General features: G+C 60.1%; 16 protein-coding genes and 1 pseudogene. 3 read left to right on the top strand and 14 right to left on the bottom strand.

Features of this window, described 5'->3' with window-relative positions:
• Positions 1–56 precede the first annotated feature (56 nt).
• From HMI59_RS25225 to HMI59_RS25215, 3 genes are read right to left on the bottom strand one after another with little or no spacing between them, the layout of a single operon-like run.
• The gene (locus tag HMI59_RS25225; RefSeq protein WP_227471755.1) at positions 57–1523 is read right to left on the bottom strand and encodes a CdaR family transcriptional regulator; all 1467 of its coding nucleotides are present in this window, start codon (positions 1521–1523) and stop codon (positions 57–59) included.
• Between the two features lie 52 nt (positions 1524–1575).
• Positions 1576–2661, bottom strand: coding sequence for a DUF917 domain-containing protein (locus HMI59_RS25220; protein WP_193594597.1), 1086 nt, complete (start codon positions 2659–2661; stop codon positions 1576–1578).
• A complete protein-coding gene (locus tag HMI59_RS25215; RefSeq protein WP_193594596.1) occupies positions 2658–3974 on the bottom strand; it encodes a hydantoinase/oxoprolinase N-terminal domain-containing protein in 1317 nt (438 codons plus the stop codon). Before HMI59_RS25215 ends, HMI59_RS25220 begins: the two co-directional genes overlap by 4 nt.
• A gap of 349 nt (positions 3975–4323) precedes the next feature.
• Between HMI59_RS25215 and HMI59_RS25210 the strand changes: the two genes are divergently transcribed.
• Entirely contained in the window at positions 4324–5163 is an 840-nt protein-coding gene (locus HMI59_RS25210; protein ID WP_193594614.1) for a polysaccharide deacetylase, read from the top strand.
• Positions 5164–5464: 301 nt separating this feature from the next.
• Here HMI59_RS25210 and HMI59_RS25205 read toward each other — a convergent pair.
• A pseudogene (locus tag HMI59_RS25205) lies at positions 5465–5899 on the bottom strand (solute carrier family 23 protein); the annotation flags it as partial.
• 294 nt (positions 5900–6193) lie between these two features.
• Here HMI59_RS25205 and HMI59_RS25200 point away from each other — a divergent pair.
• Positions 6194–6334 carry a hypothetical protein gene (locus tag HMI59_RS25200; protein ID WP_193594595.1) on the top strand — a complete coding sequence of 47 codons (141 nt, stop codon included), beginning with the start codon at positions 6194–6196 and terminating at the stop codon, positions 6332–6334.
• Positions 6335–6472: 138 nt separating this feature from the next.
• On the opposite strand, the gene HMI59_RS25195 is transcribed toward HMI59_RS25200, so the two are convergent.
• The 7 genes from HMI59_RS25195 to HMI59_RS25165 all read right to left on the bottom strand — a co-directional run bounded on the left by HMI59_RS25195 (position 6473) and on the right by HMI59_RS25165 (position 14139).
• Positions 6473–8152 carry an amidohydrolase gene (locus HMI59_RS25195; protein ID WP_193594594.1) on the bottom strand — a complete coding sequence of 560 codons (1680 nt, stop codon included), beginning with the start codon at positions 8150–8152 and terminating at the stop codon, positions 6473–6475.
• Positions 8149–9558 carry a cytosine permease gene (locus HMI59_RS25190; protein WP_193594593.1) on the bottom strand — a complete coding sequence of 470 codons (1410 nt, stop codon included), beginning with the start codon at positions 9556–9558 and terminating at the stop codon, positions 8149–8151. Before HMI59_RS25190 ends, HMI59_RS25195 begins: the two co-directional genes overlap by 4 nt.
• Before the next feature lie 392 nt (positions 9559–9950).
• Positions 9951–10568: a recombinase family protein gene (locus HMI59_RS25185; protein ID WP_193594592.1), complete on the bottom strand. Its 618-nt coding sequence runs from the start codon at positions 10566–10568 to the stop codon at positions 9951–9953.
• A gap of 129 nt (positions 10569–10697) precedes the next feature.
• Complete coding sequence (locus tag HMI59_RS25180) at positions 10698–11510, bottom strand: AAA family ATPase (RefSeq protein WP_193594591.1); 813 nt, start codon at positions 11508–11510, stop codon at positions 10698–10700.
• Positions 11507–12934, bottom strand: coding sequence for a Mu transposase C-terminal domain-containing protein (locus HMI59_RS25175; RefSeq protein ID WP_193594590.1), 1428 nt, complete (start codon positions 12932–12934; stop codon positions 11507–11509). Before HMI59_RS25175 ends, HMI59_RS25180 begins: the two co-directional genes overlap by 4 nt.
• Before the next feature lie 41 nt (positions 12935–12975).
• The gene (locus tag HMI59_RS25170) at positions 12976–13581 is read right to left on the bottom strand and encodes a recombinase family protein (RefSeq protein ID WP_193594589.1); all 606 of its coding nucleotides are present in this window, start codon (positions 13579–13581) and stop codon (positions 12976–12978) included.
• A 204-nt stretch (positions 13582–13785) separates the two neighbouring features.
• Positions 13786–14139 (bottom strand): hypothetical protein, encoded by a 354-nt coding sequence (locus tag HMI59_RS25165; protein WP_193594588.1) that lies wholly within the window; start codon positions 14137–14139, stop codon positions 13786–13788.
• Between the two features lie 317 nt (positions 14140–14456).
• On the opposite strand from HMI59_RS25165, the gene HMI59_RS25160 reads away from it, so the two are divergent.
• A complete protein-coding gene (locus HMI59_RS25160) occupies positions 14457–15539 on the top strand; it encodes a hypothetical protein (protein WP_227471754.1) in 1083 nt (360 codons plus the stop codon).
• Positions 15540–15633: 94 nt separating this feature from the next.
• Here HMI59_RS25160 and HMI59_RS25155 read toward each other — a convergent pair whose 3' ends face one another.
• From HMI59_RS25155 to HMI59_RS25145, 3 genes are all read right to left on the bottom strand, one after another.
• The gene (locus HMI59_RS25155; protein WP_193594587.1) at positions 15634–20649 is read right to left on the bottom strand and encodes a helicase-related protein; all 5016 of its coding nucleotides are present in this window, start codon (positions 20647–20649) and stop codon (positions 15634–15636) included.
• A 41-nt stretch (positions 20650–20690) separates the two neighbouring features.
• Positions 20691–21035, bottom strand: coding sequence for a TnpV protein (locus HMI59_RS25150; RefSeq protein WP_193594586.1), 345 nt, complete (start codon positions 21033–21035; stop codon positions 20691–20693).
• Between the two features lie 573 nt (positions 21036–21608).
• Complete coding sequence (locus HMI59_RS25145; RefSeq protein WP_193594585.1) at positions 21609–22379, bottom strand: ParA family protein; 771 nt, start codon at positions 22377–22379, stop codon at positions 21609–21611.
• Positions 22380–22509: the final 130 nt, after the last annotated feature.

The following is a 22509-nucleotide window of genomic DNA, read 5'->3' as shown; positions in this document are numbered from 1 at the left end:
ACATCGAAGCATGATGCTGATTGCCGCATTGGCGAAGGTGACCCTGCTAACAGGGATCACATAGATTCTTCCTTCTCAAGAAGACTCTGACTACCCGGCAGATCCTGCCAAGACCGCCGAAGGACGTTAAGGATCAGGTGAACGGAAAGCAACTCGGAGGGCATGTCGAGCGGGACACCGAGTTCCCTAGCGCGGTGGAGCCTTGCCTGAAGGGTGTTCCGATGTACGTTCAAAGACTTAGCAGCGAGGCTGACGGAGCCATGATGGTCAAGGAACGCTGCCACAGCCGCAATAATCACGTCCCTTTCGTCGCAGGCCATCAGTCGCGGCAGAGTCAATTCTGCTACAAGGGCGATAGCTTTAGCATCAACGAAGGTTGCGGCGGCCGATACTCCCAGCCTGGCAAAGCCCAGCACTTTGCCAGGCGAAGCGGCTGCAGCAGCCAACCGTGCCTCATGCACGATCAAAGGCAATGACGTGGGCTCCTCCCGCCACCGCGAGAGCCCCGCGGTCAGATTCAGCGCAAACAACGCTGCGCCAAGCCGTACCTCAATTCTATTTTCAAGCTGGTCCCCAACCTCAAGACGGCCAGCAGGAACGATGGCCAGCCAGCCGTCCTGGACCTCGGCAAGCGGACTGCGGACAGCTACTTTGCGCCAAAGCAGACGCAGGACTGCTGTTAACTCAGGCCCGCATCCCTCAGCCCGACGGCTGGAAAAAAAGACAGCAACATAGGGTTCGTCCAAACGCCATCCCAGTTCCGCCAGCAGTCGGCCCTGGGTTTCCAACAGCTCTGCTCCAGATGCAACAAAATCTTGCGCCAGAAAACCAAACGCGGCAGTGGGAACAGCCCTGTCAGCGCTAACCAGATCCTCGAACAGTAGGGCAGCCTTCACCGCGGGGACTGCCACCTCCAAAATCGAGCGCACCATCAGGGGATTGCTGCGGCCGGAACTAGGCATGTGCGCCATTAGTGCGAAGTTAAAGGAGGAGCTACTAGCGGTACCTACTTCCACGCTGATAACGTCCACTGCTGTACGTTGGGACGTTCCCGCCGACGCTACGACTATATCCCCGTATTCAAGTGAAATTCCGATTCCGTCTAGTTCGCGGGAAACCGTCTTAACAACTTCCCCAACGCTCGTTTCCTTTGCCACTGCCTGGGCAACCCTGGCCAGTTTGGCATCAACCACGGAAAGAGCAGCGCCGATCTCAGCCGAAAGTGCCAGGGCAAGGCCCGCCGGATCACCATGCGTAGCTAGTAGGGTGATATCCAACCGCTCTGCCAGCACGACTACACCACTTGCATAAGTGCTGCCCGCCACGATGACAGCGCTAGCACGCCGCTCCCACGCATGTCGAAGGGCCGCAGAAGCCAGCCATCCCCCTGCTCCCATTTCTGCGGATAAAACGACAACTGTATTGGGCCGCACTCGCTGGATATCCTCAAGCTGCGAAACGAGAACCACGCTCTCAATCAAGGCGCGGGCGCCAGTGAGATAGAGCGGCGTGGTGCCGCTCAATGACCCGTGCGCTAAGAGACTGTCAACGTATAGTTGGGATTCGTTTTTAGATCTAGCCATGACGTCGCCTTGGGTGCTCGAGCGGGATCCCAAACGCCCTGGGCTCTGCTAAATCAAATCCCGCGGAGGTATACCACTGCGGCGCGGCCCTCAATTTAAGGATATCCAACACGTTCCCCACGCGGATGTCATCAACGTTAACGACTGTGCCCTGCTCGGAGTTGAGCAGTGTGATCATGTCAGGGACCGCGGCCGTTACAGCGCCATCCACAAGCACTAACAGGATCTCGTTTTGAATTTCAGCACGGATGATATGTCCTGTGCTTTCATCTTGGAGGGTTACACTGGACGGCTGCGCCGGCAGGCCTGGCCCCGTGGGCCGCGAAAGGCTCTCGATATGGCTCACTCGGGCACGGGCAATTCGTGTCGAGTCTAAGAGCTCTGAAAGCAAAAGGATCTTTTTCTCGACCGACGTCGTACGGGCGTTAAGGATCTGCCCGATTTGAATCATTCTTGTGACGGATCCGTGGACTCCATGCTCCTTTAATTGCTTCGCGGAGCACGGATACATAGCGGTGGCTGCCCATCCGCCGAGTTCTGTTACGAGAGCACGTACTAAAGTCTCCGCCCGCTGTGGGTCATCAGCTTCTACAAGAGCCCGCTCCCCGGTGACTCCCATAAGGGTGACGGGGCTGATCCCGACCCCGCCCATGGCAAGTGTAGTCTGGCTTATCAGAGGAAGAACGCGACCCATGGGATCGGAATCGATCACCGGAAGGGCGGACTGCAGGCCAACCATCAGAGGGATGATCCCATTGTAGTTAGCAGCAGCCAGTGAATAAACGGCCTTGACCTCTCGCCCGAGACGGACTTCCATGTCACTGATACAGGCCAAGAATTCATCGCCTACTGGGGGCATATCGGCTATGGAGAGGCCCTGCGTGACCATCCCGACTGCCACCACCAGATCATCCGCTGAAAGTTCGTCAACGGTGACAAGTTCCACGGGTTGGTCTTCCATGGCACGCGTGATCATTTGTTCGTAAAGGTAAATAGTGGTGGGATCTATGGTGCAAGCTAAAAAGTGGGCGCCGGTTCTAATGTTGCTGACATCATCAGCTGTAAGTAAAGTCCTCATGAGGCCTCTCTCCGCCGATGCAAGGGCAGTACCTTTTCGGTGTTAGTAGACCTGTCCCCTGCCGCTTGCACTCGGACTCGAACGATTCCCGGGTTGCCATAAGGCAAAGCAAAAACATTTGATTCAATGATTTGGGCTTGCTCGGGGCTTACGCCCAACTGCACCGCTGCCGATCGGGCATCCTCTTCAGCCTGGTTCTGCACGCGCTGAAGGTCAGCGGGTCCGTTGAAAGTTTCCAGCCTGTCGATCCAAGCAGTTAGCGGCGCCACCGCAGACCCCACCAGAGCTATGTGTTTCTCGCGTAGGGTTGCCACTAGGCCGAACGGCATCGGGTCTTGCTGTATCCCGCGGAGGTCGACAATCACGGAAGGTATACCAACAGGAATCGCATGCTGGACAGTGAAGGGTTCCAAAATGGCGGAGTTGCTCGCAAGACCGGCCTCGAAACCTTGGCTGATGAGGCTCCTAGTAACGGGTAGACCCTTTCGCGTCCGGCCCACGCCCACCCCCGCGTCAGTCGACAGAATCACTTCCCCTTCAGGGACTCCCGCCAAAGTGGCAGCACCGAGAAGTCCCATCGCTGTCTCGGCACGCAGTCCGTGTACTGGCACGGCGGTCAGCCAGGGGAGGGGGGATCGGCCACCGTCGTTCTTTGCAAAAGACAGGAGAGCTTGCGGAAAATACCGGCGACTCGCAGTTTCAAGCATAGCCACCAGCTCTTCTCCGCTCTCCATCAAAGAACTATTGAGGATGGCCGTATAGTCGCGGTCCCTAAAAACGCTGGAAAAGAAGTCACTGGAAATACTGATGCGCATCTCACTGTCGAGGCTTAAAATAGCGTCGGCGATACGGGTTTCATGGTCCTTTGAAGCAGTTGAACCTACTGATGTAATGGCGACATTTCGCACATCCGAGGCGAGCAAGGCTGGGAGGTCGGCCAAGAACCCCTCCAAGTCCAACCGAGCGAGGGGCCGTCCACGCAGATCATGTCCACCGGTGACGTGCACAACCTGGGTTAGGGCAGGTTCTACTTGAGCCGGCAGTACGGTCGCATGGAAAGCATCAGCGGGGGGACGGGGTGAGATACGGACCGCGAGGACCTTCCCTAACTGCCGCTGCTCTAGAACTCGTCCAACATCAGCAGTGATCTCCTCAATATCTGATCCAAACTCCCGGCGAAGCGCGGAAAAGGACGAATCCAGAGCATCCGAAAGGCGGGCAGCTTCCACCTCCCTAGCGGCAGCCAGCACAGTCCTTCCTTCTAGCACAACCGTCCGGCAGCCAGTTTCCCGTAGTTGCAACCCGACTCTCATTGATCAGCTTCTTGCTGTCTGGGCCAATTGTTGCTTACCACCAACGCCTCCAGACGTTTCCGTGAACGCGCCTCACTATCCGTCAACCCTCTACTAGCCGGTTCCAAGTGGCCGATGACTGGCATCACCGACCGGTTCAACATTCTGAGAAATCATTCGTCTACGCTATAGCCCCTATACGCTCGGGCTTGAAGCTACACCTAGGCAACGCTCCGGGTTTGACTATAACCTAAGGCAGAACCGGAAGACGGGCGCAGCGACAACCTTTATGGACCGCAGGCGCCGGGCCGACCGGTACGCCGCATGGCCGTCGCACATCCTGATTAACAGTTAAGGAGAATTGAACATCATGGCAACTATCTGCCTCACTTTCGATTTCGACGCTATCTCCGCGTGGGCGGGCACCTTCGGCCTTACCACGCCGCAATATGTGTCTCGTGGCGAATACGGCGCGAACGTCGCAACGCCTCGCATCCTCGACCTTCTTGAAAGAGAAGGTGTGAAGAGTACTTGGTATATCCCTGGCATGGACGTGGATACCTATCCTGAGGTGTGTCGACGTATCCGGGACGCCGGTCACGAGATCGGGCATCATGGCTACGCTCATGAAGGCCCGACCGCCCTTTCGGAGCAGGCCGAACGCGATGTGCTGGAACGGGGGCTCGATGCGCTGGACCGGGTCCTCGGCGTGAAGCCCTACGGCTACCGCTCACCAGCGTTTGACCTCTCACCCAATTCCACGCGGCTTCTCCATGAATACGGTTTCGCTTATGACTCAAGCATGATGGCCAATGATTTCGAGCTGTACAAGTGCCGCACCGGTGACATTATCCACACTGACAAAGCCGTCGAATTCGGACCGACGCTAGACCTCGTGGAGGTCCCCGTAACGTGGACCCTGGCCGACTTCCCATTCACGGAGTTCGTTCTGGCTCCCGGGATGCTCGTGCCCGGATCGACCGACGTCGAAGCAATGGCCCAGCGCTGGATGGCGGACCTGGACTTCATGATCGAGGAACACCCCACCGGCGTCTTCACACAGACATTCCACCCCCAGTCAATCGGCAGGGGAAGCCGTCTGCGTATCCTCGAGAGAATTATCCGAAGGGCAAAGGAACACGGAGCCGAATTCTCAACGGTGAACGACGCCGTGGTGAAGTGGGGAGCCCGGCAGGGCACGCTGCGCTGACCCAAAATGGTCCTAGTCAGTTGGTTGGACGGATGACTGCATTCCGCTAAACTCGCAGCAGCAACGCATGAAGGACCTCCGGCAACGGACCGTATGAACTGCCCCCCGAGAGTCGGCTTTTGAACGTCACTCCGTCTCTCGGGGAGCAGTCGGCGAAGAAACGGCGGACGTTAGGACCGTGTCCTCACATCTGTTCTACTACCACCGAGGGCCATAACCGAAGCGATAACCAAGGAAGGGCCGGCGACGGACCGACGGGTGCCGAACCAAGTGCATCCTTTAGGTGCGGTGATACTCCCCGCTAGGAGTGCTCCACTTGGGAAGTGTTGGTCAATGCGTGGCTGCGCTTCGTGCCGACGACGTTGAACTGCAGATTCAACACGATGGCACCGACACATGCTAGAACGATGCTGTTGTCGACGACGATTTGCAGCCCTGAAGGAAATTCTCCGAAGATGCCGGGCTTGCTGACAGGGATCATGGCCAAGCCCAGGCTGACACTGACGATGAGAAGATTTCCTGACTTGTGTAGATCGGCTTGACCCAAGATTCCAATCCCCACTGCGGCGACGCGGCCGAAGAGAACCATGGCGGCTCCGCCAAGGACAGGCATGGGAATGACCGCCTCAACTGCCGGCACCTTTGGAAATAGCAGAACGCCAGCTGCGGCGATGGCCCATCGGCTTTTTACACCTGAGAGGCAAGCCGTGCCGGCGGAAGTCCTTGATGCTGCTCTGGGGTTGGCGCCGGCGGAAAGCTATGGGGATAAGCCGCTGTCCTTTTGGCGTCTCGGCGATCTTGCCTTTGCGAGCGTTGTCGCGAGCACACATCCGTTGGCTTCCAAACCGGCCCGATCGAACTTTCGCTCCTGAATCAGTACCGGCAACTGGTGTTTGGACCACATCGCAGTCATCTCCCCACCAATGAATACCGGCTGACGCCCTCGAGCTGGATCATGCATAGCTACGCCCAGGTTCTCCCGCCATTGCGAAAGGGGCTTGGGCTGGGCAATCATGCCGAAACACCTCTGGTGCAGGAAGGGATTGACTCGGGTGAGCTGGTTGAACTCGTGCTGGCCCCTTACCCGATGACCGATTGGACAGTTGGCGTTGACCTCATCTGGTCGGCCGAAGACATTCACGGCGCAGGAAGCCTGTGGCTGCGCGGCTAACTTTCAAGTCATCCCTCAAACGTGCTAACGAATACCGAAGTTGGTCGCCGGCGGTTGGCTGCATCACAGAAGAGTTCCCATCCGCCGGCATAACCCTCCCCGCGCGGGCCGTTGGCACCAGAACGAGGGGGGTCGCTGTCATCGCCCGCTGCGGCCGGGTACCTCGGCTCTGTGTGCTGTCTGGGATCTCTGGTATGCCGTCTCCCCTCCGAGTATGGTCCGTGCCACCCTCACCTGATCGAAGCTTTCGGAATTCGCGATCGGCCCTGTGAGAACCACCAGATCCGCCAGCTTCCCAACCTGAAGACTGCCGGTCTCCTTGGCGATGCCCGAGGCCTCGGCCGACCCGAGCGTGTACGCACGGATCGCGTCGTCGATGCTCAGCCGCTCCTCCGGCTGCGCGGGTGTGCGCGATTCAGCGTTGAAGGCGTGATGGTCCGCAGCTGGGGCTGTGCGGGTACACGCGGTGTGCAGTCCCCACAAGGGGTCCGGGCTGGTTACGGGCCAATCGCTGCCCATCGCGAGGTGCGCTCCGGCGTTTCGGAGGGCGCCGAAAGGAAAGTGATGGCGCGCCCGGCTGTCCCCGATAAGCGGGAACTTCCGCTCGAGAACTTCCTGGTCATTCCTCGCCCATAGCGGTTGCAAATTGGCCGTAACCTCCAACTCGGCAAATCTACCGATGTCGGCGGGATCGACGACGTCGAGGTGAGCTATCTGGTGTCGTTGCCCCGGGCCGTTGCGGCGCCGGGCGTGGGCGACCGCATCCAGGCACTCTCGGACAGCACGATCTCCAACGCCATGGAAGTGGATGCTCAGTCCCGCCGCATCAAGTTCCGCAGTGATGTCCGCGAGATGCCGGGGGCTGATGACTGAATCACCCCGGACTTCGGGGTGCACTCCTGTGTAGGGCTCGATGAGTGCGGCGGTGCAGTTCTCGCAGATGCCGTCCTGCATGATCTTCACGCTGCGAATCTTGAAGCCCGCCTCAGCGGCGGCCTGAATCTTTTCGAGTATCTCCGGGACACAGTCGGGTCCGGCCGCCGGCGGCCACCACATGGAACCCGTCACCCGGGCCCGCAGCGAACCCTCTGTGATTGTCTCGATATACGCCGGAAGGGAGTCCGGCAGAGTTAAGTAGGCGCCGAGGAGCGCATCATGCCACGCCGTGATGCCAAGGGAGAGCAGGTGCTGCTGGGCCGTCAGCAGCCCCCGGCGGAGATCCTCGGGTCGATGCGGAGGGATGAGCCGGGAAACCAGCTCGCCGGCGGCGTCCATGAGGACGCCAGTCGGCTCTCCCTGCTCGCCACGGACGATCCGGCCTGCCGCCGGATCAGCTGTTTCCCGGGTGATGCCAGCTCGGCGGAGAGCCTCCGTATTGGCCCAAACTCCGTGCGCGTCATGGCTCGTGAAGACAGCAGGCCGATCCGGCACGAGTTCATCGAGTAACTGCCGCGTGGGCAGCCCGCCTGTAAATACGTCGCCGAACCAACCGGACCCCACAACCCATTCTGAGTCATTCGTCAGGGCGAAATTTCGAATGATCCCGGCATATCCCTCGAGTGAATGTGCAGCGTCCAGATTGCAACCGAGAAGCGCCAGACCACCGGCTGTGGCGTGAATGTGTCCGTCGTGGAAACCAGGCAATACAGCAGCCCCCGCCGCTTGTATGTGTTCGGTCTCCGCAACTGCAAGCGCGAGGATCTCCTCATCGCTGCCGACGGCGGTGACAACCCCGTTCGTGACGGCCAACGCTGTGGCGCAGCTGCGCTCAGGAGACCACAGCTGAGCACCCGTGATGAGCAGGTTTGGAGCGCTCATGCCACCAGGACCTTGGCGATCGCAAAGCGCTTCCACAAGCCGTAAGTTATCGCCGGCACCACGAACCCAACCATCCAAGCAACGTCGACGAAACCAAGTGGCTCCGCCAAAGGACCGGTGTACATTGTGGTCACCATAAACGGGACCTGCGCGAGGATACCTACGAGGTAGCTCACCAACCCGATCCGGTCCCAACGACCGTACATTCCGCCGTCGCGGCGGAACATGTCATCCACTTCGTAGTGGCCTCTGCGCAGGATGAAATAGTCGACCAGGTTGATCGCCGACCAGGGAATAAGAACGTACAGCAAGATGGTGACGAAGTTGCCGAAGATGACGAGGAAGTCGTCCTTGCCTAACAACGCTCCGAGCATGGCGAGAAGAGCGTATATGACTGTCATGACGACCCTTTTGACTGTGTCAACACGAATCTTCGACGAGAGGGTCTCGAAAACGGTGAGAGAGCACATGACGCCGGAGTAGATGTTGGACGAGTTCATCACTGCTGAGGCGATTCCAAATGCGAAGAGCACGACTGGACCAAATCCGCCCAGTAGTCCTCCGAGCGCAGCCATGGCGTCACCGTCAGTGGTGGTGAGGCCTACAAAGGCTCCCAGGATCATGACGAGTACGGTCCCGGCGACTAGGCCGAGGTAGGTTGCCCAGAACGCCTGCTTCGCGCCGCCCTCGCGCGGCAGGTACCGCGAGTAGTCGGAGACGTACGGTGCGTAGGCTAGCTGCCAGGTGACGCCGATGGCGAGCATGCCGAAGAAGCCCGCCACGCTGAAGCCGAGGTCACTATGTCCTTCGAACGTCGAAGGGTTTGACGCTGCGATGAAGATGGAGATCACGACGAGTACCCCGATAACGATCGAGAACACACCCATGAGTTTGCGCACGAGGTCGTATCCAAAGATCGCCACCCCGAGCGCGATTACCGCACAGACGATGATGCCCGGGTTGATCAAGTCACTCTGAAACGCGGCTGAAAAGCTCTGGGCGGCAACGACGAGGTTCGAAGCGAAGAAGCCGAGGAACATAATGAGTGCTATGAGCGCCAGTATGCTCCCGCCGAAATAGCCAAACTGCCCGCGGGCTTGCAGCATCTGAGGAATTCCGAGCTGTGGTCCCTGGGCAGCGTGCAAAGCGGCGCCGAATCCACCGATGACATTACCGATCACTACTGCAGCAATCGTCCAGCCGAGTGACAGGCCAAACAGTGTAGGTCCGAGCGCGCCGGTGACAACCGTAAGCGGGAGCATATTGATTCCGAGCCATACGAAGAAGAGCCCACGACTGGTTCCGTGGCGTTCGTTGAGCGGAATTGGGCGGATATGGCGGCGTTCGAACCTAACAAGCTTCGTGCTTCCGTTCGAATCTCTAACGATATCGGTTTTCTCTGGCATGGGCACTCCTAAGTGCGGGGTAGCGGACACTGAAGTTGTCCGATTCGCCAGGATCTGCGAACGGATGGGCGTTCGCAGACTCCTCTATTCTTGTGGGTACTGACTTCACCCGAAAGCTTAAGCCCGTGAGTTGCATCACATAAACCATTGAATTGCGATTCGAGTCATCTGCAAATCAGATGACCATGACGCTTTGCTCTCGACTGCTACATCGGGGAACCGACAGCCTTCGGGTGAGAGGGCCTAGTTCTGTTGTTTCGTGGTGCTTGCCGGTCGAGCGGGTATTCCGGGGGAGCCACTACGCGCCCGGAACCACCCAGATCCAAGTCCTTGGCAGACGGAGCGTTCCACCACAGTGCGGGGCAGTACCCCATGTCCAGCGGTGGCGGAGCTCAGTTCCCGTGGGTTAGGAGTTTCTGGCCGTCGGTGCGCAGCTCTCCGGTCGGTGATACATGGCGGTAGAGAGTTTGGCGGGTGATGCCGAGTTCAGTGCAAAGGTCGCTGACTTTTGTTTCTGGTTTGCCCATGGATGCCATGGCGAGGCGAAGTTTTGCGGGAGTCATTTTGTACGGACGTCCGCCGTTGCGGCCGCGGGCGCGGGCGGCGGCGAGGCCGGCGAGGGTGCGTTCGGAGATCAGTTCGCGTTCGAATTCGGCGAGGGCGGCGAAGATTCCAAAGACCAGTTTGCCGGAGGCGGTGGTGGTGTCGATGGCCGCGCCTTGGCCGGTGAGGACTTTGAGTCCGATGCCGCGTTCAGTGAGGGTGTGGACGATGTTGACCAGGTGGCGCAGGTCCCGGCCCAGTCGGTCGAGTTTCCAGACGACCAGGGTATCCCCGTGGCGTAGCGCTTTGAGGCAGGAGGCCAGCTGGGGACGGTCGTCTTTCTTGCCGGACGCACGGTCTTCGTAGAGTGAGTCTGCGCCGATGCCGGCGGCAAGGAGTGTGTCGCGCTGCAGGTCGGTTGTTTGGGAGCCGTCGGCTTTCGAGACGCGCATGTAGCCGACGAACACGATTGACTCCTGTCATTTATACGTTCGTTAAAGTGACAATCGGATCGCGAATCTCGGCGAATCCAGAGTTCGTCACATATGTGACTGTTAGTTCGGAATGGCGGCTTTTCTGCAGGTCGGTTTGGCGGTTTAGGTGATTCCGATGACGAGTGTTGAGCGTGCAGCTTCGATGACGTCGTCGGTGATGGTGTTGAGCTCGTTGATTTTCATGACGCGCTCGACCTGTATGAAGAGCCGGTCGATGAGGCGGAAGTTTCCCCTGGTTATGCGGGCGACGGCGGCAATGGCCTGGGCGTCAGTGAAGTCGTCAGGGTCCAAGGCTTGCCCTAGCTTGTGCCAGCGGCGCTGCAGGACGAAATGCAGTTCTTCCTGTTCGAGGGGCCGGTATTCGTGGGCGAATCCGACACGGCTGTAGAGCTGGGGGTAGCGGCTGAACCATTTTTCGATCCCGGGCATGCCGATGAGGATCAGGGCTACGTTGTCGCGGTCGTAGCGGTCGCGCAACAGTTCAAGGGCTGTGGCGTTGAGGCGTTCTGATTCGTCAATAATGAGCAGCTCGACATATTTATTGACGCGGGTGTGGGGCCCTGTCCCCTTGCCGATGTCTGACAGGTGTTGGTCCACGCAGATCGACACGCGTGTGCTGGTGTGCTCGATGTCCGCGTGTATCTGTTTGGGGGTGGTGAGCACGGCGGGGGTGTAGAAGACGGTGCGGGAGCGGGAGAGTGCGGCGTAGACCTGGTGATCGGATTCTTCCCGGGGTCCCCACTCCTCCAGTAGCTTCTGTGCCTTGTGCCAGTTGGCATAGCGTCTGGCGGAGAGGGTCTTTCCGATTCCGGCCTGCCCGTAGCAGATGCCGATCGTGTGCTGGCGGCGCACCGCGTCCGCGAACTCCACAAACCGGCGGTGCTCTTTGGTGGCGATGAAGCTTTGCGTGGTCACAGGTCATCCTCCAGGTATGTGCGTAGCTTTGGGCGCTTCGTGGGTTGCTCGACAGAGGGCGGCGCCGAAGCTGGCTTCGGTGACGCTAAATCCGGTAAGTGCCGGGCCACGACGGCGATGCGCTGGTTTATTTGTCCGCGCAGTTCGCGGCGTCTGGCCGAGCGTGCGGCCTGGATGTCCTTGAGGGTGAGGGTTGAGGTTTCGTGGTCGGGGTCTACGGCTTTGCAAATGAACTGGTTCTTGTGGAAGATGCGGATCTCTGTGATGTCCCGGGGGTCGTAGCGGACAATGACGGGTTCGCGGACGTAGGCGGCCAGCAGTGGGGAGACGTACCTGAGTCCTTGGAAGTGCACGCCGTCGCGGTGGACGATCCGCGGTTTGGCAACGGTCAACAGGAGCAGGTTCAGTTCGTCCATGGTTGCCGGGAGCCGGGGCAGCCAGCCGTCCCCTACCCAGGCTTGGTGCGGGGTCGCCTTGATCTCTGGATGCTTCCGCTGGTGATAGTCCTCGATGATGAAGCGGCCGATGGCGGCATCCAGCTCTTTGAGGGTCAGCACCGGCGCGGGCGGCGTGTAGCCGCGGGTCAGGTGTCCGGGCAGTTCGGCCAGCAGCTCCGTATTGACGGTGCCGAAGAAGCGTTCAATTTTTCCGCGTCCCTGGGGTCTGGCGACTGTTGAGTAGGTGATTTCGAAGTGGAGGTCCTTCGCCGTCTGGGTGAGGTGGTTGCTGGTGAAGTCTGAGCCGTGGTCAACGTAGAGAACGTCGGGGATCCCGCACATCGGCCACCCTGTGCCGGCTTTGGGCCAGATGGCCTGCCGCAGTGCCAATGCGGTGTTCAGGGCCGATGGCGCCCCGAGGAAGATGGTGTAGCCGCAAATCGCTCGGGAGTAATCGTCCACGATGGTGGTGAGCCAAGGGCGCGCCGGTTTCATGTTCGCGTTCAGCACGAGGATGTCCAGTTCGGTGTGGTCGGCCTGCCAGATCGCGTTCGGCCCCTCGGCCCGGTGCCGCCATGCCAATTCATAGGTGTCACGGTAAGCGGCCGTTCCCAGCTGGGCGAGTGTCTTCATGCCGGGGTCAACGCCCGCAATGATGGAGCGGACGGTGCTGTAGGAGAGGGGTGGCCAGCCGTGGTCGGCGGCGACGCGGTTGGCTTTGCGGGCGATGGCAGCCACAGATAGGGGCGGGTTCACCAAAGCCAGCCCTTCGACGAGTGCGACCAGCTCGGAGGTGCTCCTGCGTCGGGTGGTCCCTCGGTTTGCACTAGCCAGTCCGGCGATGCCGTTGCGTTTGTGGGCCGCGTGCCAGCGCTGCAGTGTCCGAAGTCCGATGCCTTCGTGCTCAGCAAGGGCAGTAAGGGGCACGCCGTCTTCGATATGCCGGCGAAGGATTCGCCAGCGCACCAACGCTGTCTGGTCAGGCATGGAGGCAGTGTTACCGGTGAGGGTACCGCTGCCTCCGGCCGTCACCGGACTGTTTTCTGCCCTGAACGGCGCCGCGGCACGGCAGGGGCCGGTTCGCGCCGGAGTGCCCGGTAGACGGTGGTCCGGCTGACGCCCAGAACCTCGCCGATCTTCTCGACCGTCATGTCCTTTTGCTCATACATCCGGCGGGCGGTCCGGAGCTTGTCCTTGGTCAGCAACGGGGGCCGGCCGCCAACGCGCCCGCGCGCCCGTGCCGCCTGAAGCCCTGCGCTAGTCCGCTCACGGATCAGGTCCCGTTCGAACTCCGCCAGCGCCGCGAACACATGGAAGACGAGACGTCCGCCCGAGGAAGTTGTATCGATCGCCTCCTGCAGGGACCGGAACCCGATGCCACGCTCCTGGAGATCGGCGAGCTGGTCAATCAGATGTCGGATAGACCGGCCAAGCCGGTCCAGCCGCCACACAACCAAAGTGTCCCCGGGCCGCAGCTGATCCAGAACCTTGGTCAGTTCCGGCCGGGACTCCAGAGACCCGGAAGCCGTGTCCGTGAAGATGCGGTAGCAGCCGGCCGCCTTCAACGCGTCCTGCTGCAGAGCCGCGTCTTGGTCCCCGGTCGATACCCGGGCGTAGCCCAACAGATGTCCCATGCGCCCAAATGTACCAATACCCGTCAACCAGCAGAAGAACCGGCACATAGAATTCGGCACTAAGTTCCGCTACAAAATTCGGGGGTGCATTGAACCTCTTCAATGAGTCGGCTGGGTTGTAGCAAATACGGTCGTTTTTGACCTGTCAGCTGGTCCGCGGGCGAGTGGGCGACACGAGAACATGAGAACCCGGGTTCGGCGGCGTCACCGAACGTCCCCGCCGGGAAGTTCACCTGCTTGCAACAGCTGGTCCGCTACAGCCCGCGCATTCTCTTGACTGCCCCAGATCCACTCATTTGCGAACGCGTAGACGCGGGCATCGGTCTGCAGACCGACAACTACTCCGAGTGGCGGCCGAGACTTGGCCATACGCGCCACGCTGGACTTACTGACGCCTGTCATCTGGGCGACCGCTCGTTGGGTCATGCCCGAGTCAAGCAAGAGCGTTACCGCTTGCTGGATGGCCGTGTCGGCTGCCAGGTTGGCTTGATGGGCGAGCAGCCGGGCCTGGCTGATTGCTGCGGCGGCCGCTTGTTCAATACTCATTTCCGTAGTCATGAATCGACCGTACCAGAATTGCCCCATCGCTGGGGCAATATCGGGGCGAGTCTTTCTAGAAGATGAGTTCCCGGATGAACAGGGCGGCCACCACTCTGGTTCACCGCTCGTACCCTGCCCGTTGCTGGTGCTGCTGGTTCAGGCTCGCCGCCTGGGCTTTCGTTGCGCCAGTCCCTGGGGCTGCGGAGCGTATCTGCCACACATGACCCCATTCTGCCCTGTGGCAATCTCTTCGGGACGGTGCCGTGGTGGTCGCGTCCAGGCGGTCAGGTGAATGCCGTCAGTGGCGTCTACAGAACCCGCATAAACTCAATCCCATGAGTACAACGACGGCACCTCCAGAAAGCAAAACGGAGGCACCGCCCCGCAAGGGATGGGTATCAAGAACAGTGAGTCACCCGGTGACCCGCCGAGTCGCCGCCATAGCCTTGTTCACCTATCTCACGGTCTTCCTGCTGACCATCGCTGTTCATGCCGTCGCTCTGTTTGCCTTATGGAAATGGCCATGGCCGTCATATGACTGGGGCCCACTTGCCGATCGGTTCGTTACGAGTCCTGCAATGGCAGGTCTATTTGCTGTCTTTGCAGCAGTGATCGGGGCATGGTCCTTGAATCGACAGCTCAAACACACCAAACAGAAGGCCGAAGATGAGGCATGGTGGGAACAGTTCGAGTGGGTGACTGACCGCATCGTCTCCCCTAATCTGGATGCAAGCGAGAAGGCGAGCAAGACAAAGGACCCCCTGCCATTTTCAATGGCAATCAGCCTCATAAGGTCTCTGAAGAGCACCGCCAGGGCTCCCTTTCAGAAGGATGCTGTCGACGGAATTCTTAACCACTACCTAAAAGGCTCTCCGCAGAAAGACACACCCCTACCCGAACAGGACGAAACTGCCCCCGTGGATGAATCTTCCATGGACGCCGCAGGAGTGGAATCCCTTCGCGCTTTATTTGCCGAGTTCCCGTCAGACGAAAAATCGAGCCAGGTAGTCCGCGCCTGGGACCGACACTTCGAGTATGAGAATGACGTCTTGGCGGCACTTCGCCATAGGTTCGGACCGCTGGCTTCGAAACCGGGTTCTGACTTCGGGGCAGATGCAGTTATGACAATTGGTTCCCACAAACTGGTAGTAGAGGTCAAACAACTCGTCCCCAACCAGCACATCCTTGACAGGCAGGCCAAACGGCTTCGAATGGTCATGGATCGCGAGGGGGCTCACAGTGCAGTTATCATCACGCCTTCGCCATCGCTGGGTTCTCTTGCGAACCCAGTCGTTTCCGCGCATCTCGACAAGCTGAGTAAAGAGGGGATTCATCTCGTCGAGTGGTCACCATCTGAGAAATCTGGGGCCTTGCGCGACAGGATTCTGGCCACCCTTCCCGAAGCCAACAACCGCTAAATAGCTCACATAGAGTCCCCATACCCCTCCACGGATGGATAAGGATGAAGCCCTGCACAGCTTGTTGCTGTGCAGGGCTTTTGCGTGGCCGGTTTTAGCGTACGTAGTCGGAGTCTTGTCGGCGGTGTTGTTCCGGCGTTCTTGGTGTGGCCGCTGTGGTCGTGGATGCCGTGGCCGCGGCTCCCGGCGGAGTCGGGAATGATGCGTTCATGAGGCGCTGCATCTTCTCCATGCGCGGGTCAACTTCGGCAGCGGCTTCGGGCTGTGGCTGTTCGTCCGGTTTTGAAGCATCGGCCATGAGCTGGTCGATACGTGCCGAGTTGGTTTGAGCAGCCTTGAGTGCGTCGGCGTGCTTGAACGGTTCCGCCAGCGCCTTGTCTGCTTGCTCGATACGGGTGAGGGCTTCCTGGCGTCGTGTCTCGACGTCGGCTGCGAGCCGTGGCAGGGAGGAGACTCTGTTTTCGAGCTGGCGGATGGTTCCCACGTCTGCCGAGAGGAGGCCTTTGCGGGATATTTGGGTGGTTGCCCTGGGTACGCCCTCGACGCGGACTTCGACGGTGGCGTGGTCCAGTTCCCGTCCGGGGACGAGTTTGGCGCGGAGTTCGTGGCCTCCGAGCGTGGCGATGGTGCCCAGCTCGTCGTATCCGTAGAGGTTCATGAGCCGGTGTCCTTGGCGTCCGGCCCATGCCCGGAGGGCTTCTGCGGCGTCGGTCCTGTTGTCGAGGATTCTGCTGTCGATGCGGGCTTTGAAGGCATCCGCGGTGGTGTCCACGGTCCGCGCCACAGCGGCGTGAATCAGTGGCAGGTCCTGGGCTGCTGCGTCAGCTGCTGCTTGTTCACCGCGTTTGGTGTGGTTCACGGCGACCAGGTTGCGGTTGTAGGCCCGGTCCAGGCGGGACAGGCGGGCCAGTTCCTGGTCCGCGACGGCCTTTTCCAGTACCAGCGGGTTGCCGCTGGTGATGGCTTTGGCTTGGGCGAAGTTCAGGGTGTTGTCCCCGATGTCTTCGATTTCCCGGACGTCGAGACGGCCGCGCATGATTTGGTTGATGAACCGGGATTTGCGTTCCAGTCCTTGCCACATGAAGGAATCGAAGGATTCCTTGGTGACGACCTGGGAGATGCGCACTTCGGGGTTTTGGTTGCCTTGGCGCAGGATGCGGCCGTGGCGTTGTTCGACGTCGGCCGGCCGCCATGGGGCGTCCATGTCAACGAGGTGCACGGCGCGTTTTTGGATGTTCGTGCCGACACCCATTTTCGATGTTGAGCCAACGAGCACTGCGATCTGTCCGGAGCGGGCGGCTGCGAACAGCCGGGCTTTCTCGTTGTCGTTTTTGGCTTCGTGGATGAACCTGACCATGTGTTCGGGCACGCCACGGCGGCGTAGCTGGTCTTTGAGTTCGCCGTAGACGTTCCACTTTTCCGAGGGTGTGCCGAAGTCGCAGAAGACCAGCTGCAGGGCACCACGGGCTGGTTCCGGTTCCCCGGTGGAGGGGTCGGTGTAGATGCGGTCTTTGTGTTCTTCGTAGACGCTGGCCAGCAGGTCGGCTGCGGCGCTGATCTTGGTGGGTCCGTGCTGGAACAGTGCGGGATCCACGAGTCTCATGTCCAGGGCGGCTTTGCGGCCGTCTGAAGAGACTTTGAGCATGTTGTCTTCCTCAGAGGCGACAAGGCGTTGCTGGATGGCATCGACGCGGTTGCCGATGTCCTGGATGTAGTCACGCAGTTCGGGGCTTGGTTCGACGGCGAGCATGTTGGGCTGGCGGAGCCCGTCCCCGTTCCGTGGGGCGAGGGCCGGGATGGGCAGTTTGAGGTCTTCGGCGGTTTTGACGTCGGCGAAGGTGTGGAACATTTTCAGCAGTTCGGGGACGTTTTGGAACTTCGCGAACCGGCTCTTGAGTTTGAACCGGTCACCGCCGGCGACGGAGAGTTCCATTTCTTCAACAACCTGCCCGAAGGTCGCGGCCCAGGTGTTGAAGTCTTTGATCCCGGCTGCTTGGAGCAGGTCCGGGCGCAGGTAGCGCTGCATGACGTACATTTCCGTGACGGAGTTCGCGATTGGTGTTGCCGTGGCACCGGTGATCACGCGCCGTCCTTCGCGTTCGCGCAGGAACTCGGTCTTCATATGAAGATCCGATGCGCGCTGCGAACCTTGGATTGCGGCGCCCGGGATGTTGGACGGTGTCCGGAGGTTTTTGTAGTCGTGCAGCTCGTCCACGACGAGGTAGTCGATGCCGGTTTCCTCGAAGCTGATCCCGGGGTCGGCGGGAGTGTCGAGCTTGGCCTTGAGCGTTTCTTCCTGGGCCAGCACTGCCTTTTCCAGCCGTTTGATGATGCTGGCGTTGGCTCGGCCGTTGTCCTGGCCGTTGCTCTTCGCTGCTTCAAGGTCCGCCCGTAATTGGGCGATTTCCGAGGACTTGTAGGCAGCTTCAGCTTCGGGGCTGAGCGTCACGCGCTGGAACGCTGTGCGGGTCATAATCACGGCGTCCCATTGGTTCGCTGCCGCACGGGCAACAAACTGGCGCCGCTTGTCGCCGGCCAGATCAGCCGATGAAGCGGCGAGGATCCTCGCCTGCGGGTAGATCTGCAGCCATTCACGGGCGAATTGCTCAAGCATGTGGTTCGGGACGATGACGGCAGGCTTGTTGACCATGCCCAAGCGGCGAAGCTCCATCACACCCATGACCATCTCTGCTGTCTTTCCAGCACCGACCTGGTGGAACAGGCCAACGGCTGGTTCAGAGAGCATCCGCGCCACAGCGGCACGCTGGTGCGGGCGTGGCGAGAAGTCTTTGGCCATGCCGGGCAGGGTCAGCCTCTCCCCTTCGGTGCTGTAGTCCCGGAGCACGATGGAGTTGAAGCGACGGTTGTATTCGTCGATGAGGCGGTTGGCCCGTTCGGGTTCCTCCCATACCCATTCGCTGAACCGTTCCTGCAGCAGCTGCGCTTTTTCCTGTGCGGCTGCGGTTTCTGTGGGGTTCAGGATCCGGCGCTTGTCTTCATTTTCGTCGGTGACCCGGACTGGCCTTTGTTCGAGGACCTGCTTGAGGATGTCGGAGGCTGGCATCCGCTGAGTGCCCCAGTTACTCGTGGCCGCAAGGGTGTGGCGGTTGGCTTTGACGTCCCACATGGACCCTGCTGCGTTCGAGACGGTGGCGTAGGGGTCGTTAAGGATTTCGCGGACGAACTCCTGGTGGGTGTCGGCGTCGATCCAGACAGCGCCGAGGCGTCCTTCCACTTCGTCCATGCGCAGCGGTTCTGGAATGGCCTGGGTGAGGGCATGAACGTTGGCGTTGAACCGTTCGTCGCTGAGCGCGGCGGCTTGGGCGATTTCCAGCTTTTCGCGGACGTTCCCGGAGAGATATTCGGCGCGGGTTTGGAAGGTTTCGTCCGGGCCAGGGACTTGGTAGATGTTCTCTCCCATGGCCGCGCGCGCTTCCTCGCGGCTGATACCCAACAAAGATGCGGCGTAGTCCAGATCGACCTCGCCCACGGTATCTAGGGTGACGGTGAGGGCTTCTTCAGCAGTATCGACGCCAAGGACGGGGCGTCGGGGCTGGACCTGGCGGCTGGAGAGCAGAGCAGCCGGGGTAGCGGTCTGGGTGGCTTCATCGAAGTTCTCCAGTGCCTTGACCAAGGGCCCGAAAGGGTCACGGCCGAGGATGGACACGGCCCTAGGGGTGGTGCGGGCCTGGATGGGCTCCTGCGTCTCTTCGTCCACTCGTCCGGTGTCCCGGAGTGTGAAGCGGTTGATCGGCCCGTAGCTGTCGACGTACTGGGTGTACGCGGCCTTCAGCTCGTCGCGGAGCGTGTCGATGTCGGCGGTGTCGTCGCGGCTGTCGGCTTCTGCGGTGAGGAGCTTCCGGCCGGCATCCCTAAGCCCGAGCAGGGCGCGAAGTTCAGCGGCTTGGGTTTTGGGGACAGCGAGGTCAGTGTGGGAGCCGTTTTCGACCATGGTGAAGCCGTTGTCGGAGGCGCTGATGTGGCCTTCCCATTCCGTGGCTGCCGCCGGGACGTAGGCGGCGCGCTGGCGTTCCTGCTCTTCAGTGCGTTCGGTGATCACCAGCCCTGCGGACTTGGCCTCAGCCACGACATCGGCCAGCACAGTTTCCAGGCGGTCCGGGACGGCGGTGAGGTCATCGGTGGTCAGTTGCAAGGTTTCGGCCCCGTACATGCCGTGGGCCACGTGCAGCTCCCCCAGCAAACGCTCGGGATACTCATCGAAGTAGGAGTTCAGGCGGGTGATGGTCCCATCGATCCTGCGGGCGCTCACGGTCTCCCAGAGCGTCGAAGCTGGTTCCTGCCCGGGTTCCCTGCGGCGGAAGATCAGCAAGTCAGTCATGGCATCGGTGCCGGCTGCTCTGCGGTGCGAACCGGTGGGAAGACGGACAGCACCCACGAGGTCGGCCAGCTGGTTCATTTCCCTGCGTGCTGCCGGGTTGGTGGCGTCCAGAGTGAAGCTGGACGTCAGCACAGCCACCATGCCACCCGGGCGGGTCAGTTCCAGGGACTTGAGGATGAAGTGGTTATGGATCGAGTGCCCCCCGGGGTTGTGGCGGGGATCGTGCAAGGTGACGTTGGCGAAGGGCACGTTGCCAATGGCCAGGTCAAAATGACCGGGGGGCAGTTTGGTGTCCGCGAAGGACTCCGCCCGGACAGTGGCCTCTGGGTAGAGGGCTTGGGAGATAGCAGCCGTAGTGGGGTCCAGCTCAACTCCGGTCATCTCTGCGTTCTCGGGGGCGAAGCCGATGAAGGTTCCAACGCCGGATCCCGGTTCCAGGACCGTGCCCCCGTCGAATCCGAGGTCCTGCACCGCTGACCACATAGCCTTCACGTAGGCGGCATCGGTGTAGTGGGCGTTGATGGTCGTGCGGCGCGCTGCGTCGTACTGTGCCTCGGTCAGGAGGCCGCGCAAGTGCTCGCGGTCCCCTGCATATTCCTCGCGGGCTTCATCGAAGATTTGGAAGACGCCCTGCGCTCCCCAACTCCCCCACCGTGCAAGCGAAGTCTTTTCGGCGGCCGTAGCGGGACGATCCTCGGTCTGCAGCGTTTGAAGTACCTCAAGGGCTTCAAGGTTCGCCCGTATACGACTCCGTGCACCGGACGGCGCCAAGTCCTCCTGAGAAGTGGGCCTGAAACGGTCCTGCTTGCCAGCTACAGTTGCTGGCGCAGCTCTTCCGCTTCCGCCATTGAGTTCAGGTACCGCTGCAGTTCCGGATTGACGTTCTCGTCCTCGTCCTCCGTCTCCGGCGGCGACAGCAGGTCGTACCGAACGATCTCCTCGGCCTGGTTCCGCGCCGCGTTCAACCGGCCGACCTTCTCCAGATACCCCTCCCCTTTCGGGTCCGGTCCCGCGATCTTGACCTGCAGCTCGTCCACCTGTTCCTGGGCCTGTTCCCCCAGGTTCGTGAAGAACTCGTCCGGGTTCTGAATCTTGCTGTAGCGAGTTGGGCTCGCTGTCTTCCAGGCTTCCTGTGCCTGCCTGCCGTACTTGTTCATCACGGTCCTCCTCCGGTGCCGCCCACAGAGCCTCAAAGCTCAGCTGGCCATCAATCTGCTTCTTGCGTCCCGCCATGGACTACTCCCCCTGGTGCCTCTTCTGCATCGAAGCTCACGCTAGCGGGGATTCCCATACATTGCCTGTCACAGGGAACCTTTGCTCGGTTGCGCTCAGATTGCCAGCGGAAGACTTCAACTCAGCCCTAGCAAGAATAATTATGTCCAGATAGATTTATTAGCGACGAAGCCTCTCTCGCAAGGCCTCGTCAAGTAGATCCGTAATAGTGATTCCGTACTTCGTCGAATAGGCGTCCAATTCGTCTCGAAGACTAATCTCTATCTTCGATGAGAAGGGTTCCATCCGGCGCTTACCTCTCGGCCGTCCAGGGCCAGGACGCCTTGGTTCGAGATCAGTGTGGGCCGACTCCGTCTGGATGTTTCCTTGCCCAACGGTGGCCTGAGAAGCCTCCCCCTGTTCCACTGTTTCGGTTCGTTTCTCCGCAGAAGTCAGGACATCCACAACGTCGGCGACTGGTGCTTTGCGAATCGACGATTTGCGCTCCAAGGCCATAATTAGTTCACCCCATCCAAGTAGCGCGCATGCGCAACAAATTTTTCAGTCATGATTGCTGCGCCTCGACCGGCGAGCTTCGTGAGCGGCGAGCGTGTACTGACGGAGTCCTGCATCGCCGTTCGGAGAGGAAGATGAGGCTCTCTTACGTCGGTGCCGTAGGTGCTCTCTAGCTCTCCGATTTGGAAGGAGTGTTCGGACGTGAGGGGTGAACTCGTCTTATTGATGATGATGCCCAGGAATTCCAGCTGGGGATTCAAGTGCGGAAGCGACCTGACCTTCTTCACCGTGTCGAGGAACTCCGTCACGCCCTTCACAGAGAAGGCCGCTGGTTCAGTGACGGCAAGTACACGGTCAGCCCAAATGAGTCCGTTCAACGTCAGTCGCCCAAGGGCTGGTGGAAGATCTATGAGGATGTGGTCGTATTGTTGAAGCTCGTCAGCTCCGTACGCTGCAGTCTTGAGTCGCATCTCGGGCGTTAGCAGAGCTTCCGACTCAAGTCTCGCCAGGGACTCAGAACTCGGGATCAGATCAATGCCCGGCCATGTGCTTTGAGTGATGGCCTGCCCGAGGGTCCCAGCCTCTCCCCCGTACAGCACATCGAAGACGTCAAACTCCCCAGCCCCTTCAAGGGCTTCCGTTACATTGGATTGAGGGTCGAGATCGATGACCAACACGCGCTTTCCAATTAGACGCAGGCCGGTAGCCAAGCCGAGTGTCACAGACGTCTTGCCCACACCGCCCTTGCGGTTACCTATAGCCGTAACTTTCATACCGGTCCTCCGAGACGCGCCGGGTATTGATGGAGATCCATCAATACATCAGTCATTCAATCCAGCCATCAATCTATCAAGCAATCAATACATCCCGCAATCCATCAATACATCCAACAATCTTTCTGTC

The organism is Paenarthrobacter sp. YJN-5, from assembly GCF_015040095.1.
Lineage (GTDB): Bacteria > Actinomycetota > Actinomycetes > Actinomycetales > Micrococcaceae > Arthrobacter > Arthrobacter ureafaciens.
Note: the sequence above shows the minus strand (reverse complement) of the source record. Positions and strands in the feature narration are given on the sequence as shown.

Excerpts from the sequence above, each read along its gene's own strand:
- HMI59_RS25165 (WP_193594588.1), bottom strand. The coding sequence starts at position 14,139 with ATGACTACGGAAATGAGTATTGAACAAGCGGCCGCCGCAGCAATCAGC.
- HMI59_RS25210 (WP_193594614.1), top strand. The coding sequence starts at position 4,324 with ATGGCAACTATCTGCCTCACTTTCGATTTCGACGCTATCTCCGCGTGG.
- HMI59_RS25170 (WP_193594589.1), bottom strand. The coding sequence starts at position 13,581 with ATGGGACATCTGTTGGGCTACGCCCGGGTATCGACCGGGGACCAAGAC.
- HMI59_RS25160 (WP_227471754.1), top strand. The coding sequence starts at position 14,457 with ATGAGTACAACGACGGCACCTCCAGAAAGCAAAACGGAGGCACCGCCC.
- HMI59_RS25220 (WP_193594597.1), bottom strand. The coding sequence starts at position 2,661 with ATGAGGACTTTACTTACAGCTGATGATGTCAGCAACATTAGAACCGGC.
- HMI59_RS25215 (WP_193594596.1), bottom strand. The coding sequence starts at position 3,974 with ATGAGAGTCGGGTTGCAACTACGGGAAACTGGCTGCCGGACGGTTGTG.
- HMI59_RS25145 (WP_193594585.1), bottom strand. The coding sequence starts at position 22,379 with ATGAAAGTTACGGCTATAGGTAACCGCAAGGGCGGTGTGGGCAAGACG.
- HMI59_RS25175 (WP_193594590.1), bottom strand. The coding sequence starts at position 12,934 with ATGCCTGACCAGACAGCGTTGGTGCGCTGGCGAATCCTTCGCCGGCAT.
- HMI59_RS25195 (WP_193594594.1), bottom strand. The coding sequence starts at position 8,152 with ATGAGCGCTCCAAACCTGCTCATCACGGGTGCTCAGCTGTGGTCTCCT.
- HMI59_RS25190 (WP_193594593.1), bottom strand. The coding sequence starts at position 9,558 with ATGCCAGAGAAAACCGATATCGTTAGAGATTCGAACGGAAGCACGAAG.
- HMI59_RS25150 (WP_193594586.1), bottom strand. The coding sequence starts at position 21,035 with ATGAACAAGTACGGCAGGCAGGCACAGGAAGCCTGGAAGACAGCGAGC.